At 62.4% G+C, this 17,700-nt stretch carries 12 protein-coding genes; 2 read left to right on the forward strand and 10 right to left on the reverse strand.

Annotated elements, in window-relative coordinates:
• Positions 1-24: 24 nt before the first annotated feature.
• The 7 genes from DTI93_RS00200 to gltX all read right to left on the reverse strand — a co-directional run bounded on the left by DTI93_RS00200 (position 25) and on the right by gltX (position 10,304).
• Positions 25-1,902 (reverse strand): S41 family peptidase, encoded by a 1,878-nt coding sequence (locus DTI93_RS00200; RefSeq protein WP_249079267.1) that lies wholly within the window; start codon positions 1,900-1,902, stop codon positions 25-27.
• Positions 1,903-2,080: 178 nt separating this feature from the next.
• A complete protein-coding gene (topA, locus tag DTI93_RS00205) occupies positions 2,081-4,807 on the reverse strand; it encodes a type I DNA topoisomerase (RefSeq protein ID WP_249079716.1) in 2,727 nt (908 codons plus the stop codon).
• A 60-nt stretch (positions 4,808-4,867) separates the two neighbouring features.
• Positions 4,868-6,076: a DNA-processing protein DprA gene (gene dprA / locus DTI93_RS00210; RefSeq protein WP_248460359.1), complete on the reverse strand. Its 1,209-nt coding sequence runs from the start codon at positions 6,074-6,076 to the stop codon at positions 4,868-4,870.
• The gene (gene plsY / locus DTI93_RS00215) at positions 6,060-6,695 is read right to left on the reverse strand and encodes a glycerol-3-phosphate 1-O-acyltransferase PlsY (protein WP_043561018.1); all 636 of its coding nucleotides are present in this window, start codon (positions 6,693-6,695) and stop codon (positions 6,060-6,062) included. Before plsY ends, dprA begins: the two co-directional genes overlap by 17 nt.
• Positions 6,692-7,969 (reverse strand): dihydroorotase family protein, encoded by a 1,278-nt coding sequence (locus DTI93_RS00220; protein WP_103765816.1) that lies wholly within the window; start codon positions 7,967-7,969, stop codon positions 6,692-6,694. The genes plsY and DTI93_RS00220 overlap by 4 nt, the downstream gene beginning before the upstream one ends.
• Entirely contained in the window at positions 7,966-8,904 is a 939-nt protein-coding gene (locus DTI93_RS00225) for an aspartate carbamoyltransferase catalytic subunit (RefSeq protein WP_249079269.1), read from the reverse strand. Before DTI93_RS00225 ends, DTI93_RS00220 begins: the two co-directional genes overlap by 4 nt.
• On the reverse strand, positions 8,901-10,304 hold the full coding sequence (gltX, locus tag DTI93_RS00230) for a glutamate--tRNA ligase (protein ID WP_249079271.1): 1,404 nt from the start codon (positions 10,302-10,304) through the stop codon (positions 8,901-8,903). Before gltX ends, DTI93_RS00225 begins: the two co-directional genes overlap by 4 nt.
• Positions 10,305-10,388: 84 nt before the next feature.
• Between gltX and DTI93_RS09530 the strand changes: the two genes are divergently transcribed.
• The gene (locus DTI93_RS09530; RefSeq protein WP_249079272.1) at positions 10,389-12,653 is read left to right on the forward strand and encodes a ComEC/Rec2 family competence protein; all 2,265 of its coding nucleotides are present in this window, start codon (positions 10,389-10,391) and stop codon (positions 12,651-12,653) included.
• A gap of 7 nt (positions 12,654-12,660) precedes the next feature.
• On the opposite strand, the gene DTI93_RS00240 is transcribed toward DTI93_RS09530, so the two are convergent.
• Both DTI93_RS00240 and nth read right to left on the reverse strand, forming a co-directional pair.
• The gene (locus DTI93_RS00240) at positions 12,661-13,605 is read right to left on the reverse strand and encodes a glycosyltransferase (protein WP_043561007.1); all 945 of its coding nucleotides are present in this window, start codon (positions 13,603-13,605) and stop codon (positions 12,661-12,663) included.
• 116 nt (positions 13,606-13,721) lie between these two features.
• The gene (gene nth / locus DTI93_RS00245) at positions 13,722-14,420 is read right to left on the reverse strand and encodes an endonuclease III (protein ID WP_373364563.1); all 699 of its coding nucleotides are present in this window, start codon (positions 14,418-14,420) and stop codon (positions 13,722-13,724) included.
• Positions 14,421-14,573: 153 nt separating this feature from the next.
• On the opposite strand from nth, the gene DTI93_RS00250 reads away from it, so the two are divergent.
• Complete coding sequence (locus DTI93_RS00250; RefSeq protein ID WP_192848641.1) at positions 14,574-16,367, forward strand: ABC transporter ATP-binding protein; 1,794 nt, start codon at positions 14,574-14,576, stop codon at positions 16,365-16,367.
• A 45-nt stretch (positions 16,368-16,412) separates the two neighbouring features.
• Here DTI93_RS00250 and DTI93_RS00255 read toward each other — a convergent pair whose 3' ends face one another.
• Positions 16,413-17,552, reverse strand: coding sequence for a type III PLP-dependent enzyme (locus tag DTI93_RS00255; protein ID WP_043561002.1), 1,140 nt, complete (start codon positions 17,550-17,552; stop codon positions 16,413-16,415).
• Positions 17,553-17,700: the final 148 nt, after the last annotated feature.

Consider the following 17,700-nt stretch of genomic DNA (forward strand, 5'->3'; position numbering starts at 1 on the left):
TCCCTGCCAGATGGTGCATAGTCGTCATGGGGTGGTGTTGGCCGCCGGGTGAATTGCCGTGTTGTCCGGCAGATGCAGGAGGGCAGCACGATAGGTGTGGGGGATGATGAAAAGTGCCAGAGCGGCGGAGATGTCGGTCGGGCTGGCAGCGGCAGGGGGGCAGACCTGTCGCAGGGCACGCCGTGCCGCCTCCGGGCTGTCTGTGTGGATGAGGCGGGACTGGCGCAGGGCATCGGTCATGAGGGACTGGTCAGCACGAAGCGCTGCCAGCTGGTCCCGGAGGGAAAACTGTCCCTGGGGGCTTGTGCAGAGCTGGGGCAGGACACCAAGGTCCTGCAGGGCCCAGCCTTGGGGAGCGGTGATGTGTGCCCATGTCAGGGACAGGTGCCCCCCGTTGGGCAGGGTGGAAGAAATCTGGACCATGCCTTTGCCAAAGGTGCTGCTGCCGGTCACAACGGCCCTTTGCTGGTCGGCCAGCGCTGCTGCCAGAACTTCGGCTGCACTGCCCGTATCCTGGTCAACCAGCAGGGCCAGCGGGGTATTGTTGGTCAGATCCCCGCCCTGGATGCTCCAGACGTGATTGGCCTCCGCCGCCCGTCCTTCGGTCGTGGCGATCACGCCGTGGTCGAGGAAGAGCGCCGCCGTCATGACCGCCTGTTGCAGGATTCCTCCATGGTTCCCGCGCAGGTCCAGCACGAGGCCGGGCAGGGTGGGCGCTGGTGGGGTCCGGCCGTCTGGAGGGTGGGGCAGACTGCTATTTGGGGGTGTTTCTGGCAGGAGCGTGGAAAGATACTGGCTGACTTCTTCGGCCGTCCGGCTGGAAAAATGGGTGACCCGCAGGATGGGGAACCGCCCGGCCTGTTCAGGGAAGACACTTTCTTCTGCCATGCGCCCACGGGTGAAATTCCTGATGAGATGATGTCCGTCCTGGGTGCGGAATTCCAGCTCCACCGTACTGCCAGCAGGGCCAGTCAGCATGGCCTGGAGGGCGGGCAGGGCCATCTGGCGTGTGCTCTGGTGGTCGAGGCTGGTCAGGCTGTCTCCCGGTATGATTCCGGCATCCCACAGAGGGCTGTCGAGGTTGAGGGCCGCCACGACAGGGAAATGGGCTCGTGTCCGGCGGAGGGTCAGCCCGACGCTTGCTGCGGGTTCGGGTGGGGGCTGGGCAGGGGTGACGGCATCAGACTGGCTGGGCGGCGGTGGAGGAGACTGATAGCGGGAATAGGGGTCCAGCCTGGCCAGAAGGCCATTGAGAAAACGGCTCAGCAGGGTTTCATCATTCATGAGCTGGTAGGATGGCACATCACGTCGCAGGAGCGTGATGAGCTGGAGGCTCAGATGGCTCCAGCCGGTCACGTCGTCCTTGCCGGGTGTCCGGACAGACAGCAGAGGGTGCCTGTCATGGAGCAGGCTCATGTGAGCCGGGCTGAACATGGTTCCGGGCTGGACGGCGAGGGTGAAGCTGGATGATGGCGCCTGCCCATGGTCCGGCTGTTGTAAAGGCTGGGGGACTTCCAGCAGGGCCTGCATCCCCCAGAGGCAGAGTTCCTGCGGTGTGTGCGGGGTCAGCGTCCGGGGAAGCATGAATGTAAGGGCGGTTGATAATGTCAGCTCTGCCAGCCGGTCTTCATCCGTGAATTCCGGGAGAGCCGGAGCGGTGGGGACGGGGGTGGGTCGGGAGGAGCTGCCTGTCCCTGCGGGTTGGGATGTTGTGGTGGTGATGGATCCGACCGGGGTGGAGGAGGGTGCTCCAGGGCGGCCGGCAAAATGGTGGAGCAGCCGGTTCCAGAAAGGATGGGCCTGAACAGGCTGGGCGATGGCAGAGCCGACTGTCAGCACGCCGGACAGGGCAACCCCGGTGAAGGCTGTGCAGACGGGACGCAGGAGGCGAACTGGCATCATGAAGGCGATGGACCGGACTGGTAAGAAAAAGGGAAGATGAAAAGCCGGGACACTGTCACATGGTTTCTTTCGGGGACAGAGGCCGGGCAGGGCGGATCGTGCCCGTCGCGGGCCGGGGGCGTGCCATCATGGAAGACACATCCCCCGCTATTATGCCGCATTCATGGAAGAAGGGAAATCAGAAAGGAAGGTCATCCTTGCTGATGGGCGCCTCTGGTGAGGTTTTGCTGCGGCTGCCGGTTTTTGTGGTTCCGCTTTTTGTCGTTTTGGCTCTGCTGGTTGCCTTCCCTGTCGCTGCCTTTTTGGTGGCCGTTTTTCTGGTCGTGCTCTTCGCCGTAGTGGTTTTTCTGGTCGTGGTCTTTTTGGCGGCCGTTTTTTTCGTGGTTGTCTTGCGGCCACCTTTCAGCGGTTTGCCTTTTTCATCCAGCAGGGTGAGGGCCTCTTCCAGCGTGACGTCATCCATCGAGTCCCCTTTGGGGAGAGTGGCAATGGTCTGGCCATGCTGCACATAGGGACCAAAACGTCCCTTGCGGACCATGACGACCTCACCATCCTTGGGGTGCGTACCCAACGTGCGGATGGAAGCCAGCTTTTTGGCCAGAGCATCAACGGCCCGGTTCAGGCCGATGGTCAGCACGTCATCATCCTTGCTGAGCGTGCCGTAGATGCTGCCCATCTTGACGAACGGTCCGAAACGGCCAAGACCGGCCGTGATCATCTCGCCCGTTTCCGGGTGGGGGCCAACCTCACGGGGGAGGGAGAGAAGGCCGATGGCTTCCTCAAGGGTGAGCGTTTCGCCGTTACGGTCCTTGGGGATGGTGGCCCGTTTTGGTTTGGCCTTCCTGTCTTCAGGGTCCGGCTCGCCACGCTGGACATACAGCCCGTAAGGCCCACGACGGAGGGTGATGTCCTCGCCCGTGGCAGGGTCATGGCCAAGCAGGCGCATACCGTCCGGTAGGGCAGTCTCCTCGCCATTATCAACCGCCAGGGGGCGGGTGACACGGCACTCCGGATAGTTGGAGCATCCCAGGAAGGCTCCATGCCGCCCCAGCTTGAGGCCCAGCCGTCCATCAGTGCAGGACGGGCAGCTGCGTGGATCACTGCCATCCGGTCGGGGTGGGAAGAAATGGTTGCCGAGGTCCTGGTCCAGCGCCTCAATGACATCAGAGATTTTCAGGTCTTTTGTCTTGGCAACCGTGGCCGAGAAGTCGTTCCAGAAGGCGGACATGACATCATGCCAGTCAGCCCGGCCATCCGAGATGTCATCCAGCTGCGTCTCCAGCGAGGCTGTGAAGCCCGTATCCACATAACGCTGGAAGAAAGAGGTGAGAAAAGCCGTGACCAGCCGCCCCCTGTCTTCCGGCACGAAGCGTCGGGCATCAAGGCGCACATAATTGCGGTCCCGCAGGACGCTGAGGATGGAGGCATAGGTGGAAGGCCGTCCGATGCCGATTTCTTCCATCTTCTTGACCAGTGATGCTTCGGAATAGCGGGGAGGTGGCTGGGTGAAGTGCTGTTCGGCTGTCACGTCCTTCGTGCCCAGCTGGTCGCCTTCCTTCATGGCGGGGAGAAGGCGGTTCTGGTCATCATCCCCGCCTTTTTCCTTGTCATCATGGCCTTCGATATAGAGCTTCAGAAAGCCGTCAAAGGCGATGATGGAGCCGGTGGCCCGCAGCAGGGTCTGCTCCTGTTCATCACCGATGGTGACGGCTGTCTGGTCCAGCTCGGCAGACTGCATCTGTGAAGCAACGGAGCGCTTCCAGATCAGCTCATAAAGGCGTTTCTGGTCCGCCGTGAGCACGGAGGCGACAGAAGAAGGTGTACGGGACACATCGGTAGGGCGGATGGCCTCGTGGGCTTCCTGTGCGTTTTTTGCCTTCGTGGTGTAGGAGCGTGGCTTGCCCGGGCAGTAATCTTTGCCAAAGGATGAGCTGATATGGGAGCGGATGGCCTGCACGGCCTCCGAGGCCATGGTGACGCCATCGGTACGCATGTAGGTGATCAGGCCGAACGTCTCGCCATTCAGGTCCACACCCTCATAAAGCTGCTGGGCGGTGCGCATGGTGGTCTGTGCACTCATGCCCAGCTTGCGGGAGGCTTCCTGCTGGAGGGTGGAGGTGGTGAAAGGCGGTGCCGGATTGCGGCGTGTCCGCTTCCGCTCGATCTTCCGTACGCTGAGGGCGGAGGAGCGGACCAGATCACGGGCCCTGTGGGCCATGTCCTCATTGGTCAGGGCGAACTGGTCGAGTTTTCTGCCTTCAAGATGGGTCAGTTTTGCGGTGAAGTCCGCCTTGGCGGGAGTTGTGAAGAGACCTTCCACACTCCAGTATTCCCGGGGTTTGAAGGCCTCGATTTCCGCTTCCCGTTCGCAGATCAGCCGCAGGGCGACAGACTGCACACGCCCTGCACTGCGGCTGCCCGGCAGTTTGCGCCAGAGAACGGGAGACAGGGTGAAGCCGACCAGATAGTCCAGCGCACGGCGGGCCAGATAGGCATCAATCAGGGGGCGGTCCAGCGTACGGGGGGCCTTCATGGCCGCAGCGATGGCGTTTTTGGTGATCTCGTTGAAGGTGACCCGCTCGACCTCAATATCCTTGAGGAGCTTTTTTTCCTCGAGGGCACTGCGGACATGCCACGAGATGGCCTCACCTTCTCTGTCCGGGTCGGTGGCGAGAATCAGTTTGCTGGCCCCTTTGAGAGCCTTGGCAATGGTGGCAATCTGTTTCGAGCCACGATCATCGGTCTGCCACGACATGGCGAAATTCTCGTCAGGGCGCACGCTTCCATCCTTGGGAGGAAGGTCCCGCACATGGCCGAAGGAGGCGATGACGGTATAATCGCTGCCGAGATAACGGTTGATGGTCTTTGCCTTGGCAGGGCTTTCTACAACCACAACATTCTTCACTGCCATGAGTCTTTCCCGGTCTCTGGTGTCCTGGTGGTAAGGCTGTCTGGCCGATGCCCGCTAGCTGGGAAGTGTGATCTGCCCATCGTCGTGGCGTTGGACAGCTCCGTTCATTTCCAGCTCGATGAGTATTGCCGCAACTGCTGAGATGGACAACTGACAGCGTGATGCAATCTCGTCAACAGTGGAGGGGGTATGCGCCAGCAGGGAGAGAATATTTTTTTCGTCAGATTCCGGTAATGATTGACTGGCCGCAGGGGCTTTCCGGGGGGCAGCTGGCGGGGCGGTCGGTACTTTTTCAGTGGGTGTGAAAAGGGATGGCTGGCGTGAGGGAGGCCTGCTCCATGGGGCCAGTCCGGGGTCTGGTGAGGGCGTGTCTGCCAGGGCGGACAGGATGTCCTGAACCTGCTCGACCAGTATGGCCTGATTCTGTTTCAGCAGGTCATTCCCGCCACTGGAGCGTGGATCGCCGGGAAAGCCAGGCACGGCAAAGAGCAGACGCTGGAAGGTTGCAGCGAGTCGGGCCGTGATGAGTGTGCCGGAGCGTCTGGCTGCCTCAACCAGCAGGCAGCCACGGGCCAGACCGGCAATGAGAAGGTTGCGCCGTGGAAAATGGCGGGCATTGGCCGGCATGCCGGGAGGATATTCCGTAATCAGGCAGCCCTGCTGGGCTATGGCGGCCTGCAAGCCTGCATGTTCGGGAGGGTAGGTAATGTCCAGCCCGCCGGGCAGGGCGGCGATGGTCCGTCCAGAGGGCAGGGCTCCCCGGTGGGCCGCTCCATCAACTCCACGGGCCAGACCGGAAACGACAGTCAGGCCGGCTTCTGCCAGACCGGCGGCGAATTCCTCTGTCAGTTTCAGGGCCGGATTGGAGGCCTTGCGGGCCCCGACAATGGCCAGGGAAGGTGTGGAGAGCAGGTCTGTATTGCCTTGGGTGAATAGAAGTACGGGAGCATTCGGCAGTCCGGCCAGCAGGCGGGGATAGGCAGGGTCGGAGCGTAGCAGATGGTGGCCTCCCCGTTTTCCCAGCCAGGCAATTTCGTCTTCCATGCGGGATGCGGAGGGAATGGCTGGCGCCGGACGGCCGGAAAGGCGGGCACGGGCAGGCAGCGCTGCAATGGCCTGCTCTGCCGTGCCGTAAAGGCCCATCAACCGGCTGAATGTGGCGTTGCCAATGCCCTTTGTGCGGGCCAGCCGCAATCGAGCCAGACGTTCCGTTGCTGTCAGGTTGGCTTCTGATAATGCAGCTGGCTCATTTCTGTCCGACACGGGGTTCCGTTCCGCTACAGAGGCGGGCAATGTTGCCGTAATGGCGCAGGAGGATCAGCAGGGTGATGCATGCTGCTGCAATGGGACGGGCCGACATGATGGGTGCCAGAGAGAAGGCCACCATCAGGAACGGTGCTGCCAGAAAAGCCAGAAGCGCCCCCACGGAAGAAATCCTGCTCAGACGGACACCAGCCAGCCAGAGCAGGGTGCAGAGCAGCCCGACCGGCCAGCACATGCCCCAGAAAACACCGATGCCTGTAGCAACGCCCTTGCCGCCACGAAACCTGAGCCATATGGGGAAGCAGTGCCCCACGACAGCGGCACACCCTGCTACGGAGAGGCACAGGGCCGTGTCGTGAGGGGAGAGGGCCTCCGCCAGCAGGACGGCCAGAAGCCCCTTGAAGGCATCCAGAAGCAGGGTTGCCGCAGCGAGGCCTTTGCGGCCTGTCCGCAGCACGTTGGTGGCCCCGATGTTGCCGGAACCGATGCGCCGGATGTCACCCTGCCCACTGAGTGCGGTAAGCAGGAGGCCGAAAGGGATGCTCCCCAGAAGATAGGCCCCCAGAGCGATGACAGGCAGGCTGGGGGGCATGAGGGACCAGGTCAGGATGCCGCTCATGCAGGGAGACCTTTGGCAGTGAAGACTTCGCGACCCTGACGGAAGGTCCGCAGGACACGTCCTTTGAGGTTTCGGCCATCAAAGGGGGTATTCTGTGCCCGGCCGGGCAGGCTGCCCGCGGTGACGGTCCATTCTTCTTCCGGGTCAAATAGGCAGAGGTCTGCCGGGGCACCGACGGCCAGCGTCCCGGCTTCCAGCCCCAGAAGACGGGCCGGAGCCACGGTGAGCAGGCGCAGGGCCTCCAGCAGCGGCAGGCCAGCCTGAAGCGTGACACCCAGCAGGGTGACGAGGCCGGTCCCGCCAGCCCGGGCCTGGGCAAAGGGAAGACGCTTGTCATCCGCATCGGCCGGGCTGTGATCGGAGGCGATGGCATCAATGGTGCCGTCTGCCAGACCCGCCAGAACGGCCTGCCGGTCAGCTTCCAGCCGCAGCGGCGGGGAGAGCTTGGCGTAGGTGCGGAAATCCCCGATATCCGCCTCCGTCATGGCGAAATAGGGCGGTGCCGTGTCGCAGGTGACCCGGATGCCCCGCTTTTTGGCATCAGCAATCAGGCCGAGGGCTTCCCCGGTGGAAACATGCCCGAAATGGATGCGTGCGCCCGTCAGTTCGGCAAGGCGAAGGTCACGGGCGATCATCATGGCCTCGGCGCAGGCGGGAATCTGTGGCAGGCCCATTTTCACGGCCTGCGGGCTGGCAGTGGCGCAGCCCCCTTTGGCCAGGGAGGGATCTTCCGGGTGGAGGACAATGACGGTATCCAGAAAGCCGGAATAGGCCAGCAGGTTGCGCATCTGCTTGGTGTCGGCAATGGCCCGGGCACCGTCGGTGAAGCCGATGGCCCCGGCTTTTTTCAGCAGGCCGATTTCGGCCATGTCCGTTCCGGCGCAGCCTTTTGTCAGGGCTCCATAGGGATAGATGGAGACAAGACCGGTCTCTTCCCCACGGCGGCGGATGTAATGGACGAGTGCCGGGTTGTCGATGGCAGGCTCGGTATCGGGAAGCAGGGCCAGGGAGGTGATGCCTCCTGCCACGGCAGCCTGAATACCGGAATCAATGCTCTCCCGGTATTCAGCTCCGGGTTCGCCAAAGCTGGCCCGCATGTCTACGAGGCCGGGGCAGAGGACGGCCCCTTTGCCATCCACGATGCGGGCAGCCTTGGGAGCATCTTTTGGGTCGAGGGCGGCAATGCGCCCTTTCTCGACCAGAAGGCTCCCTTTGCCATCCCGCCCGGAGGCAGGGTCAATCAGCCGGACATTTTCAAAAAGGATGCTGCTCATGCGGGATTCTTCATGCGGGAAAGACGGTCGAGGACAGCCATGCGGACGGCCACGCCCATCTCGACCTGTTCAGAAATGACGCTCTGTGGTGAATCGGCGACATCGGAGGCAATTTCAACACCCCGGTTCATCGGGCCGGGATGCATCACCAGGGCTCCTGGCTTGGCCAGAGCGAGGCGGCGGCGGTCCAGCCCGAAGAGGGAGAAATATTCCCGTGCGCTGGGGACAAGGCCGCTGCCCATGCGTTCCCGCTGGACACGGAGACACATGGCCACGTCCGCATCCTTCAGGGCCTCATCAATGTCATGATGCAGGGTGACGCCTTTCAGCGTGCCGAGGGCACCGGGCAGCAGGGTAGGGGGACCTGCCAGATGGATGTCGTTGCCCATGGCCCGCAGGAGGTGAATGTCCGACCGGGCCACACGGCTGTGGGCGATGTCGCCGCATATGGCGATTTTCAGCCCGCTGAGGCGGCCGAAATGCCGCCGGATGGTCAGGCCGTCCAGCAGGGCCTGCGTGGGGTGCTCGTGCATCCCGTCCCCGGCATTGACGACACTGGCCTCGACCTTCTGCGAGAGCAGGGCTGGGGCACCGCTCTGGGCATGGCGGACCACCAGCAGGTCGCAGTGCATGGCGTTGAGGGTGGAGGCCGTGTCCAGCAGGGTTTCGCCCTTGTTGACCGAGCTTGTGGCGACGGTCATGTTCACCACATCGGCACCCAGCCGCTTGGCGGCCAGCTCGAAGCTGGTGCGCGTGCGCGTGCTGTCCTCAAAGAAGAGATTGATGACGGTACGGCCCTGTAGCACGTCCCGTGGTGCATTGCGGGAACGGCTGAGCAGGGCATAGCTCTCGGCGAGGTCCAGAAAAGGCGTGATGTCCTTTTCTGTCATGCCTTCAATGCCGAGAAGATGGGGCGTGTGGTGTGTGGGGTTCATGCGGACAGGACACTCCGGATGCGGGCGAGAACCTCATCCCGGCCCAATGCGGCGAGCGTGAGGTCGATTCCGGGCGATGTCGTGGTACCTGTCATGGCAGCACGGAGCGGCTGGGCGACGGCACCCAGTTTCAGCTCATGCTCGGCAGCGAAGGCCCGCAGCGTGCTGTCGATCCCTTCTGTCGTGAAAGGTTCCAGCCCGGCGAGTTTTTCCTCCAGCCCGGCGAGAACCTTCCGGCCTTCCTCGCCCAGATGCTTTTCCGCCTTGGGGGTGATGGTCAGCGGCAGGCGCAGCCCGGCGAAGGCGGCGTTGTCGGCCAGCTCCACGACCGTCTTTGCCCGTTCCTTCAGCCCCGGCATGAGGGCAAGCACACGGGCACGGACCGTCTCGTCATGGTCAAGGTCATCACGTCGCTCCAGACGCTGCATGACAAGGGCCGTCAGCCGCTCGTCATCGGCACGGCGCATCCAGATGCCGTTGAGGTGGCTGAGCTTGACGTAATCCATCCGGGAGGGAGAGCGGCCGATGCCGTCCATGTCGAAAAGCCTGATCTGTTCCTCACGGTCCAGCACCTCGGCATCGCCATGCCCCCAGCCGAGGCGCAGCAGATAGTTGCAGAGGGCCTCCGGCAGGATGCCTTCCTCACGGAAGTCCACGACGGACTGGGCACCATGACGTTTGGAGAGCTTGGCTCCATCCGGCCCGTGGATGAGGGGCAGATGGGCGAACTCCGGAAGGTCCCAGCCCATGGCCCGGTAGATCATGGCCTGACGGAAGGTGTTCGTCAGGTGGTCGTCACCCCGCATGACGTGCGTGATGCCCATGTCGTGGTCATCCACCACCACGGCGAGCAGATAGGTCGGTGTCCCGTCGGAACGGAGCAGGATGAGGTCATCCATCTCCACATTGGCGACACGGACCTCTCCCTGCACATGGTCCCTGATGATGGTCTCACCCTCTTTCGGGGCCTTGAGACGGATGGCATAAGGCACGCCTTCCGGGGCTTCGGACGGGTCACGGTCACGCCATGTGCCATCATAGCGGGGCGGGCGTTTCTCGGCCCGGGCCTTCTCCCGCATGGCGGCCAGCTCTTCGGGCGTGCAGTAGCAGCGGTAGGCCATGCCCTTTTCCATGAGCTGGGCCACGACCTCGGCATGACGGTCCTGCCGGCTGGCCTGGAAGACAGGCTCTCCGTCCCAGTCCAGTCCCATCCATTTCAGGCCATCAAAAATGACGTCCACGGCGTGCTGGGTGGAGCGTTCCCGGTCTGTATCCTCGATGCGCAGGACAAATTCTCCACCGTGATGACGGGCGAAGAGATAGTTGAACAGGGCAGCACGGGCGTTGCCGATATGGAGCAGGCCGGTGGGCGAGGGGGCAAAACGGGTACGGATCTTCATGAGCAGGCCTTATAACATGCCGGGATGGGTCGGGCCATCCACTTCAATGTGTCATCATGGGCTTTATCACAGGCAGCGGCACTTGTGGAATGGACGGGCCAGGGGTGGATGCAGGAGGCGGCAGAGCGGAGGATGATGGGGCAGGCTGTACTCAGGATGGTAGCGTCGGGGCTGGCCCGTCAGGGCAGTCGCCTGACCTGCTGGCTGCCTGTCGGTGTAGCCTTGGGCATTGTGGGGTATTTTGCCCTGCCGGCAGAACCTGCGTGGAGCACAGGCCTGATGATGGGTGGTTTGGTGGGCATGGGGCTGGTGTTGCTGGCCTGCTGCCGCTGGATGGTGGCCGGGACGGAACAGGCGGCACACTGGCAGGTGTTGGGGCATTGTCTGGGAAGTGGCCTCCTGGCGATTGGCCTGGGGTTTCTGCTGGCCTGGGGGCAGGCTGTCCGGCAGTCCCCCATGCCGCTCCTGCCCATGGAATCGGTCTGGCTGGAAGGACGGCTGGCGGCTCTGGAACCTGTTCCAGGCCGACATGAAGGGCAGAAGCCCAGCTGGCATGTGGTGGTGGAGGGGGCCGTGTTCGACTCTCCATGGTGGAATGGCATGGCGCCCCTGCAACGGCGGGTGACTGTCACCTTTCTGCCCAGAGAGGGGCAGGAAGATGGCCTGATGGCGTTGGTGACAGGCCAGCCTGTGCGGATACGGGCGCTTCTGCGCTCTCCGCCCCCACCGCTCTGGCCAGGAGGGCATGATGGGCAGCGTGCGGCCTGGTTTGCTGGACGTGCCGGAGCGGGACTGGCCCTCTCACCGCCCTTGCCGCTGAGAGCTGCACCGGCAGGTGGTGTTGTGGGCCGTCTGGATGACAGGCTGGTCCACCTGCGGCAGACAATGGCCTGGATGATCGGAGCGGCCCTGCCGGGGCAGGTGGGAGCGGTGGCATCCGCCGTGCTGTGTGGCGAAACGGGCCGTCTTTCTGCCGAGACGAGGCAGAGCTATGCGGCTGCCGGGCTGGCGCATCTTCTGGCCGTGGCGGGCCTGCATCTGGGGCTGGTGATGGGGCTGGTGTTTGCCACGGTCAGACGTTGCCTCAGCCTGTCGCAGCGCCTGTCGGCCTACTGGCCCTGTCGTGAGGTTGCCATGCTGGTCTCTTTTGGGGCCGGGGTAGTTTATGTGGTGCTGACAGGGTTGCATGTGCCGGGGCTGAGAGCGCTGGGCATGGCGGGGTTGGCCGTGTTGGCCCTGCTGCTGGGGCGGCGGGCCGTTTCCATGCGGGGGCTGGCTCTGGTCTGCCTGGTGCTGGAGGTGATGTCTCCTGTTCTGGTGCTGGATGTTTCCTTCCAGATGTCTTTCGCAGCTGTGATGGCTCTGATTGCGGGTCACGAATCATGGAGGAACTGGCTGTTCCGGTTGGGAGGGCATCATGGGCAGCAGGCCCCGGCTCTCTGGCGGCGGGGGGCAGCTCTGCTGGTGGCCCTTGTTCTGACCTCCCTGCTGGCCGGACTGGCGACCCTGCCGCTCAGCATGGCGTATTTCGGCGCCTTCCAGCCATGGTTTGTCATGGCCAATCTTCTGGCAGTCCCCTTGATGGGTGTCTGGGTGATGCCTGCCGGGATTGTGGCCCTGCTGCTGATGCCATTTGGCCTTTCTTCGGGGCCACTGCACGTGATGGGGTGGGGCATAAAGGGTATCGGCTGGCTGGCAGGGTGTGTGGCGGCGGCTCCGTTTGCATCATTGCCGGTGCCGTCTTTTCCGGCCTGGGGGGTGGGGCTGTATCTGCTGGGGCTGACCGTGATGTGTCTGTGGCGGGGATGGGGCCGGTTTGCTGGCGTGGGTGTGATGGCTGTGGCGCTTTCAGCACCCTGGCTGGTGGACCGGCCCGTGATGCTGCTGGTGGAGCAGGGTGCCGTTTTGGCTGTCCGGCAGGAAGGGGCCATGAGGGTGATGGAGGGGCGCCCTGGTAGCGGGCTGGTCCGACAGGAGATGCAGCGTGCCTTGGGCTGGAATGTCAGAGGGCTGGGGCAGCCGGACTGTGCGGCAGGTCTCTGTCATCTACGCCTTGGGAATGATCGGCTGGTTTTGTGGCGTGGGGTTGCCGGGCCGGAGCGTGGTGGAGAGGCATCATGCCGGGATGTTGTGTTGGAGATACGTATGGGCGGACAGCATCCTCTCTGTCCGTCTGTCCGGCAGCTTGGCCCGGCTGATCTGCGGCGGGAAGGAAGCTGGGCCGTTTATGGGACGGGGGCGGGTGGTATCAGGCTCGTGTCGGACAGAATGGTGCAGGGGGATCGCCTCTGGACCGGCGAAGGAGCGTTCCAGAATGTCGTGCCCCTGCCACCAGCTCCGGCTGAGTGAAAGGGAATCAGGACCCGCACAATGTACGGATCAGTGGCGGGGCAATGCGGCTGAGGCGCTGCTCCAGGGCAGCGGAGAGGCGCCGGTAATGGCTGGCACCAGGCAATGCCGGGTCTTCCCACGGTTTGGTCCCCTCGGGGAACTGGATGATGCAGCGTTTCAGCCGTTCGCTTTCCCGGCGTTTCTTCCATGGTTCCGGGAGATGCAGGCAGAGATTTTCCGTCAGCTTGCCAGTCAGGAAGTTCCAGCGTTCGGGCAGGAGATGGACATGGTCGTGGAAGACCTGATTGAGGATGTCTGTCCCCGGGCAGAGATAGGGGCGTGTGGCAAGGGTGAAGCAGCGGTTTATCTGCGACGGTGAGATGAGCCGGGGGCGGAGCAGCATCATGCTGCTGTTGAAGTAGTCTTCCGGCCGGGCAAGGGAGAGATGCTGGCGGGTATAGTCGGGCAGGGAGACATCGGGCAGCCCGGCAGCGGGAGCATCGCCCAGCAGGGTATGGATGGGCACTTCATGCTGGCGGAGAATCTGGGCGACAGGGTCGGCCACGGCACCGATGGCGGCCTGCCGGGGAAAACGGTTCAGCAGGGGGGGCAATGGTCCGGTAACGAGCAGGGCACTGTCCAGCCAGAGCACATGGACATCATCCCGGAACAGCACCGGGAGATAGCAGCGATAGAAACATTCATTGCGCCATCGTTGATGGGTGTGCAGGCGCAGGGCTGCGGCTTTCTGTCCGACATCGTGAAAGGTCAGCAGGCTGTATTCTGTTCGGAACAGGTCACTGATGATGAGCTGGAGGGCTGGCGCCACATTGGTGTGGAGGATGTGGAAATCGAGCTTCGTGCGGGGATTGTGATCCACGACGGACTGGATGGCACAGAGCGTGGCCCAGAGGTCTTTGCCATTCGTGCCAAAAACGATGGCCGTCTCTTCCAGTCGAGGCGATGGCATGGTCTATCTCATGGTTTGATCGTAAAATTAGACACAAAAGGTCTTTTATAGACTTTTACGATAAAATAAAGGCCTTGATATGAAGGCCTTTTTGGGAGGAGAAGCTTGTGGCCTGCTCAGCGCTTGGGGGGTATTTTGTTCTTTTCCCTGTAGAGACACCATTCAGTGACGGGGCAGCGCCAGCATTCCGGTGTGCGGGCCTTACAGACATAGCGGCCATGCAGGATGAGCCAGTGATGGGCAGGGCGGAGCATCTCTTTGGGGATGCGGCGGACCAGCTCATCCTCCACGGCACGGACGGTCTTGCCCGGTGCGAGGCCAGTACGGTTGCCGAGGCGGAAAATATGGGTATCGACAGCCATGGTTGGCTGGTCGAAGGCGATGTTGAGGACGACATTGGCTGTTTTCCGACCCACGCCGGGCAGGGCTTCCAGCTCTTCCCGGCTTCCGGGGACCTGCCCGTCATGTTTTTCCAGCAGCTGCTGGCAGAGCAGGGCCACGTTATGGGCTTTTGAGCGCCAGAGGCCTATGGTGCGGATATGTCTGGCGATGCCTTCCTCACCCAGTGCGGCCATGCTGGCAGGGTCGGGGGCTTCTTCGTACAGGGCACGGGTGGCCTTGTTGACGGAAACATCCGTCGCCTGTGCTGAAAGCACGACACTGACGAGCAGCTCGAACGTGTTGTGATAGATCAGCTCGCTGCGGGCGTCCGGGTGTGCTTTTTCCAGCGCGGCCAGAAAGGCGCGGACGGCCTTCAGGCTCATGCGGGGCTGGGAGCTGGTCGAGCGTGTGCGGGGCGTGCTGGTAGAAGCCATGAGGGTATGGTGGGTCCGGCCATTATGGGAAAAACTCTGTCCGTTCCTAAGGGGAGTCGGGTTTTTCTTCAAGCGGAGGGGCCGGGTGTGGTCTGACAGGTTTTGAAGGAGGAAAAGGCAGACGTGGCAGAGAATGGGGATGGACGGGACAGCATGAAGAAACTCTCCTTTGGGGCGATACTGGCTTTTGTGGTGAAGCGCTGGCTGGGCCAGCCTGCCATGCTGGCATGGACGCTTGGCGGTGTGGCCTTGGCCACGGTAGCTGATATATGCACTCCTCTTCTGGCTGGTCGCCTGGTGGGTGATATTTCCACGACGACATCTGCCTCATCGGCTGCTGGTGGCCGGGAGGCTTTGCTGCATGATGCCCTGCTCATGGTCAGCGGGCTGCTGGTTCTGGGGCTGGTGGGCGTCATGGGCCGGCGGTCTTCCTATCTGGGGATCAGCAAACTCAGCCTTGCTGTCATGCGCCGGGTGCTGGATGATGCTTTCGCCCGGGTGCAGCGTTTCTCGTCAGACTGGCACGCCAACAATTTTGCGGGCTCTACCGTGCGGCGGATCACCCGGGGAATCTGGGCCATTGATACGCTGGATGACACGCTTCTCCTGCTCATTACGCCAGAGGTTCTGGTCCTGCTGGGGACGACCCTGGTCCTGCTGGTGCGGGCGCCCCTCATGGGGCTGGTGCTGGCCGTGATGGTCGGGCTGTTTGCCTGCATGTCCATCTGGCTGGCTCTGCGTTATGTGGCGCCAACAGCCCGGATATCCAACGCCTGTGATTCCAGGATGGGGGCCGTGCTGGGGGATGCCATTACCTGCAATGCGGTGGTGAAGAGCTTCGGGGCGGAGGAACGGGAGGAGCGGCAGCTCCATGCCGTAGCCCGCACGTGGGCGGACAAGACCTATTACAGCTGGTATCGGGGGACGAACAGCGCCAACTTTCAGGCGTCCTATACGCTGCTGATGCGTGTGGTGATGATTGGTCTGGCTGTGCTGCTCTGGTGGCGTGGTATGGCCGGGCCGGGTGATGTGGCCTATGTGCTGACGATGATGTTCCTCATCCAGGGTTATCTGCGGGATCTGGGGCAGCAGGTGAGCCAGGTTCAGCGGTCGGTCAATGAGATGGAAGAACTCGTCGGGCTGTTCTCGAGCGAACCGGCCATCCGGGATATCCCCGGTGCCATTCCGTTGGAGGTGACGGCGGGGGAGATTGTCCTTCTGGATGTGAGTTTCCGGTATCCATCCCAGGAAAAGCCGATCTATCAGGGGCTGTCGCTGAGGATCGCACCGGGGAGCCGTGTGGCCCTGGTCGGGGCGTCCGGGTCGGGCAAGACGACGCTGACACGGTTGTTGCAGCGTCTGTATGATGTGGATGGTGGCAATATTCTGATTGATGGGCAGGATATTGCTTACGTCACCCAGCAGAGCCTGCGGCGCCAGATTGCGCTTGTCCCGCAGGAACCCATGCTGTTCCATCGAACATTGGCTGAGAACATTGCCTATGGTCGGCCTGATGCCACCCGGGAGGAGATCGAGCAGGCGGCACGGCTTGCCAATGCTGATGGATTCATTACCCGTCTTGCCGAAGGGTATGAGACGCTGGTTGGTGAACGTGGCGTGAAGCTCTCCGGGGGAGAGCGCCAGCGCGTGGCGATTGCCCGGGCTTTTCTGGTTGATGCGCCGATTGTGATTTTTGATGAAGCCACGGCAAGCCTCGATTCTGAATCAGAAATGCTGGTGCAGGAGGCCATGACCCGCCTGATGGAAACACGCACCGTACTGGTTGTGGCGCACCGTCTGGCCACCGTGCGTGACCTGGACAGGATTCTGGTATTTCATCAGGGGCAGATCGTTGAGGATGGCACGCACGAGAGTCTGATGGCTCTGAAGGACGGGGCCTATCGGCGGCTCGTGTCGCTGCAATCGCTTGATGCAGCCAGCCCGTAACGGGCTGGCTGATGCTGGATGGTCGTCTCCTGCCCTGCGGAAGGGTCAGATGTAATGTTCATCCAGTGGTGGAAAGCCATTGAACCCGGTCGAGCAGTAAGTGGACACATAGGCACCAGTGGCGAGGATGTTGATCCTGTCTCCTGCCTTGAGCTCTTCTGGCAGGGGAACGGGATTTTTCTCGTATAGCACGTCCATGCTGTCGCATGTCGGCCCGGCCAGGATGCAGGGTGAGCGGCTGCTCGTGGTGTCGTCATGGGGTGTCTGGAAGACATAGCGGATGGATTCGCCTTCTGTTTCCGCCAGACCACCAAAGCGGCCGATATCCAGATAGACCCAGCGGGGAGTGTTGTCCTCACCGCCCCGCCTGCTGGCCAGCACGACCTCGGTATGCACGATTCCCGCACTGCCAACCATGTAGCGGCCCGGCTCCAGCAGAATGCGGGGGGCCCCTTGTGGGAAATGCGCTGCCATGGCCTCCGTTATGGTCGTGCCGAACTGGTCGATGCTGGGGATGGGGCTGTTGTAATAGGTTGGAAAGCCCCCGCCCATATTGATGAAGTCCAGCGTGATGCCCTGCTTCTGGAGGCGGTGGCAGATTTCGGCAGCCTGAGCAATGGCGTCGGCATAGGCTGTCGTGCTGGTCTGCTGGCTACCGACATGGAAAGACAGGCCAGCTGGTTTCAGGCCCAGCTCACGGGCTTTCTGCAACAGGGTAAAAGCGCTTTCCGGCGTCGTGCCAAACTTGCGGGAGAGCGGCCACTGTGCCCCGGTATTGAGAACTCCCAGCCGACAGAAAACCTCACAGCCGGGGGCGTGTTCTGCCAGTTTTTCCAGCTCCTCCATGCAGTCGAATGCATAGAGTGTCAGGCCTTTCTGATGGGCATAGGCAATGGAGCGCACTGTCTTGACGGTGTGGCCGAAAGAAAGCTTCTGCGCCGGAATGCCTGCTTGCAGGCAGATGTCGATCTCTCCGGGGGATGCGATGTCGAAGAACGAGCCGAGGGCATGCAGCTCCTTCAGGATCGCTGGTGCCGGATTGGCCTTTACGGCGTAATGGATCCGGGCGGAGGGAAGGGCATCGTGCAGGGCGTGGTACTGCGTGCGTACGCAGTCCAGGTCCACGACAAGGCAAGGGGTGGCGGGTTTTTGTTCGGTGAGAAAACGGGCGATTCTGGGAGTCATGATACTCACGTCCCCTATAAATTCTCCCCGGTCGGGGGAGATGTTGCGAAACGGTCGAACGGACCGGCGGGATTCCGCCTGCCCCCTGCAGGCAAGGGGATACGGGGCCAGAGCGCTTGACGTCGTTGCGTAACCTCATGAGGGCCAG

The organism is Parasaccharibacter sp. TMW 2.1884, from assembly GCF_023337695.1.
GTDB lineage: Bacteria > Pseudomonadota > Alphaproteobacteria > Acetobacterales > Acetobacteraceae > Bombella > Bombella apis.

Coding starts and splice junctions, on each gene's coding strand:
- DTI93_RS00200 (WP_249079267.1), bottom strand. CDS start 1,902: ATGATGCCAGTTCGCCTCCTGCGTCCCGTCTGCACAGCCTTCACCGGG.
- plsY (WP_043561018.1), bottom strand. CDS start 6,695: ATGAGCGGCATCCTGACCTGGTCCCTCATGCCCCCCAGCCTGCCTGTC.
- DTI93_RS00220 (WP_103765816.1), bottom strand. CDS start 7,969: ATGAGCAGCATCCTTTTTGAAAATGTCCGGCTGATTGACCCTGCCTCC.
- DTI93_RS00225 (WP_249079269.1), bottom strand. CDS start 8,904: ATGAACCCCACACACCACACGCCCCATCTTCTCGGCATTGAAGGCATG.
- gltX (WP_249079271.1), bottom strand. CDS start 10,304: ATGAAGATCCGTACCCGTTTTGCCCCCTCGCCCACCGGCCTGCTCCAT.
- DTI93_RS00240 (WP_043561007.1), bottom strand. CDS start 13,605: ATGCCATCGCCTCGACTGGAAGAGACGGCCATCGTTTTTGGCACGAAT.
- nth (WP_373364563.1), bottom strand. CDS start 14,420: ATGGCTTCTACCAGCACGCCCCGCACACGCTCGACCAGCTCCCAGCCC.
- DTI93_RS00250 (WP_192848641.1), top strand. CDS start 14,574: ATGAAGAAACTCTCCTTTGGGGCGATACTGGCTTTTGTGGTGAAGCGC.
- DTI93_RS00255 (WP_043561002.1), bottom strand. CDS start 17,552: ATGACTCCCAGAATCGCCCGTTTTCTCACCGAACAAAAACCCGCCACC.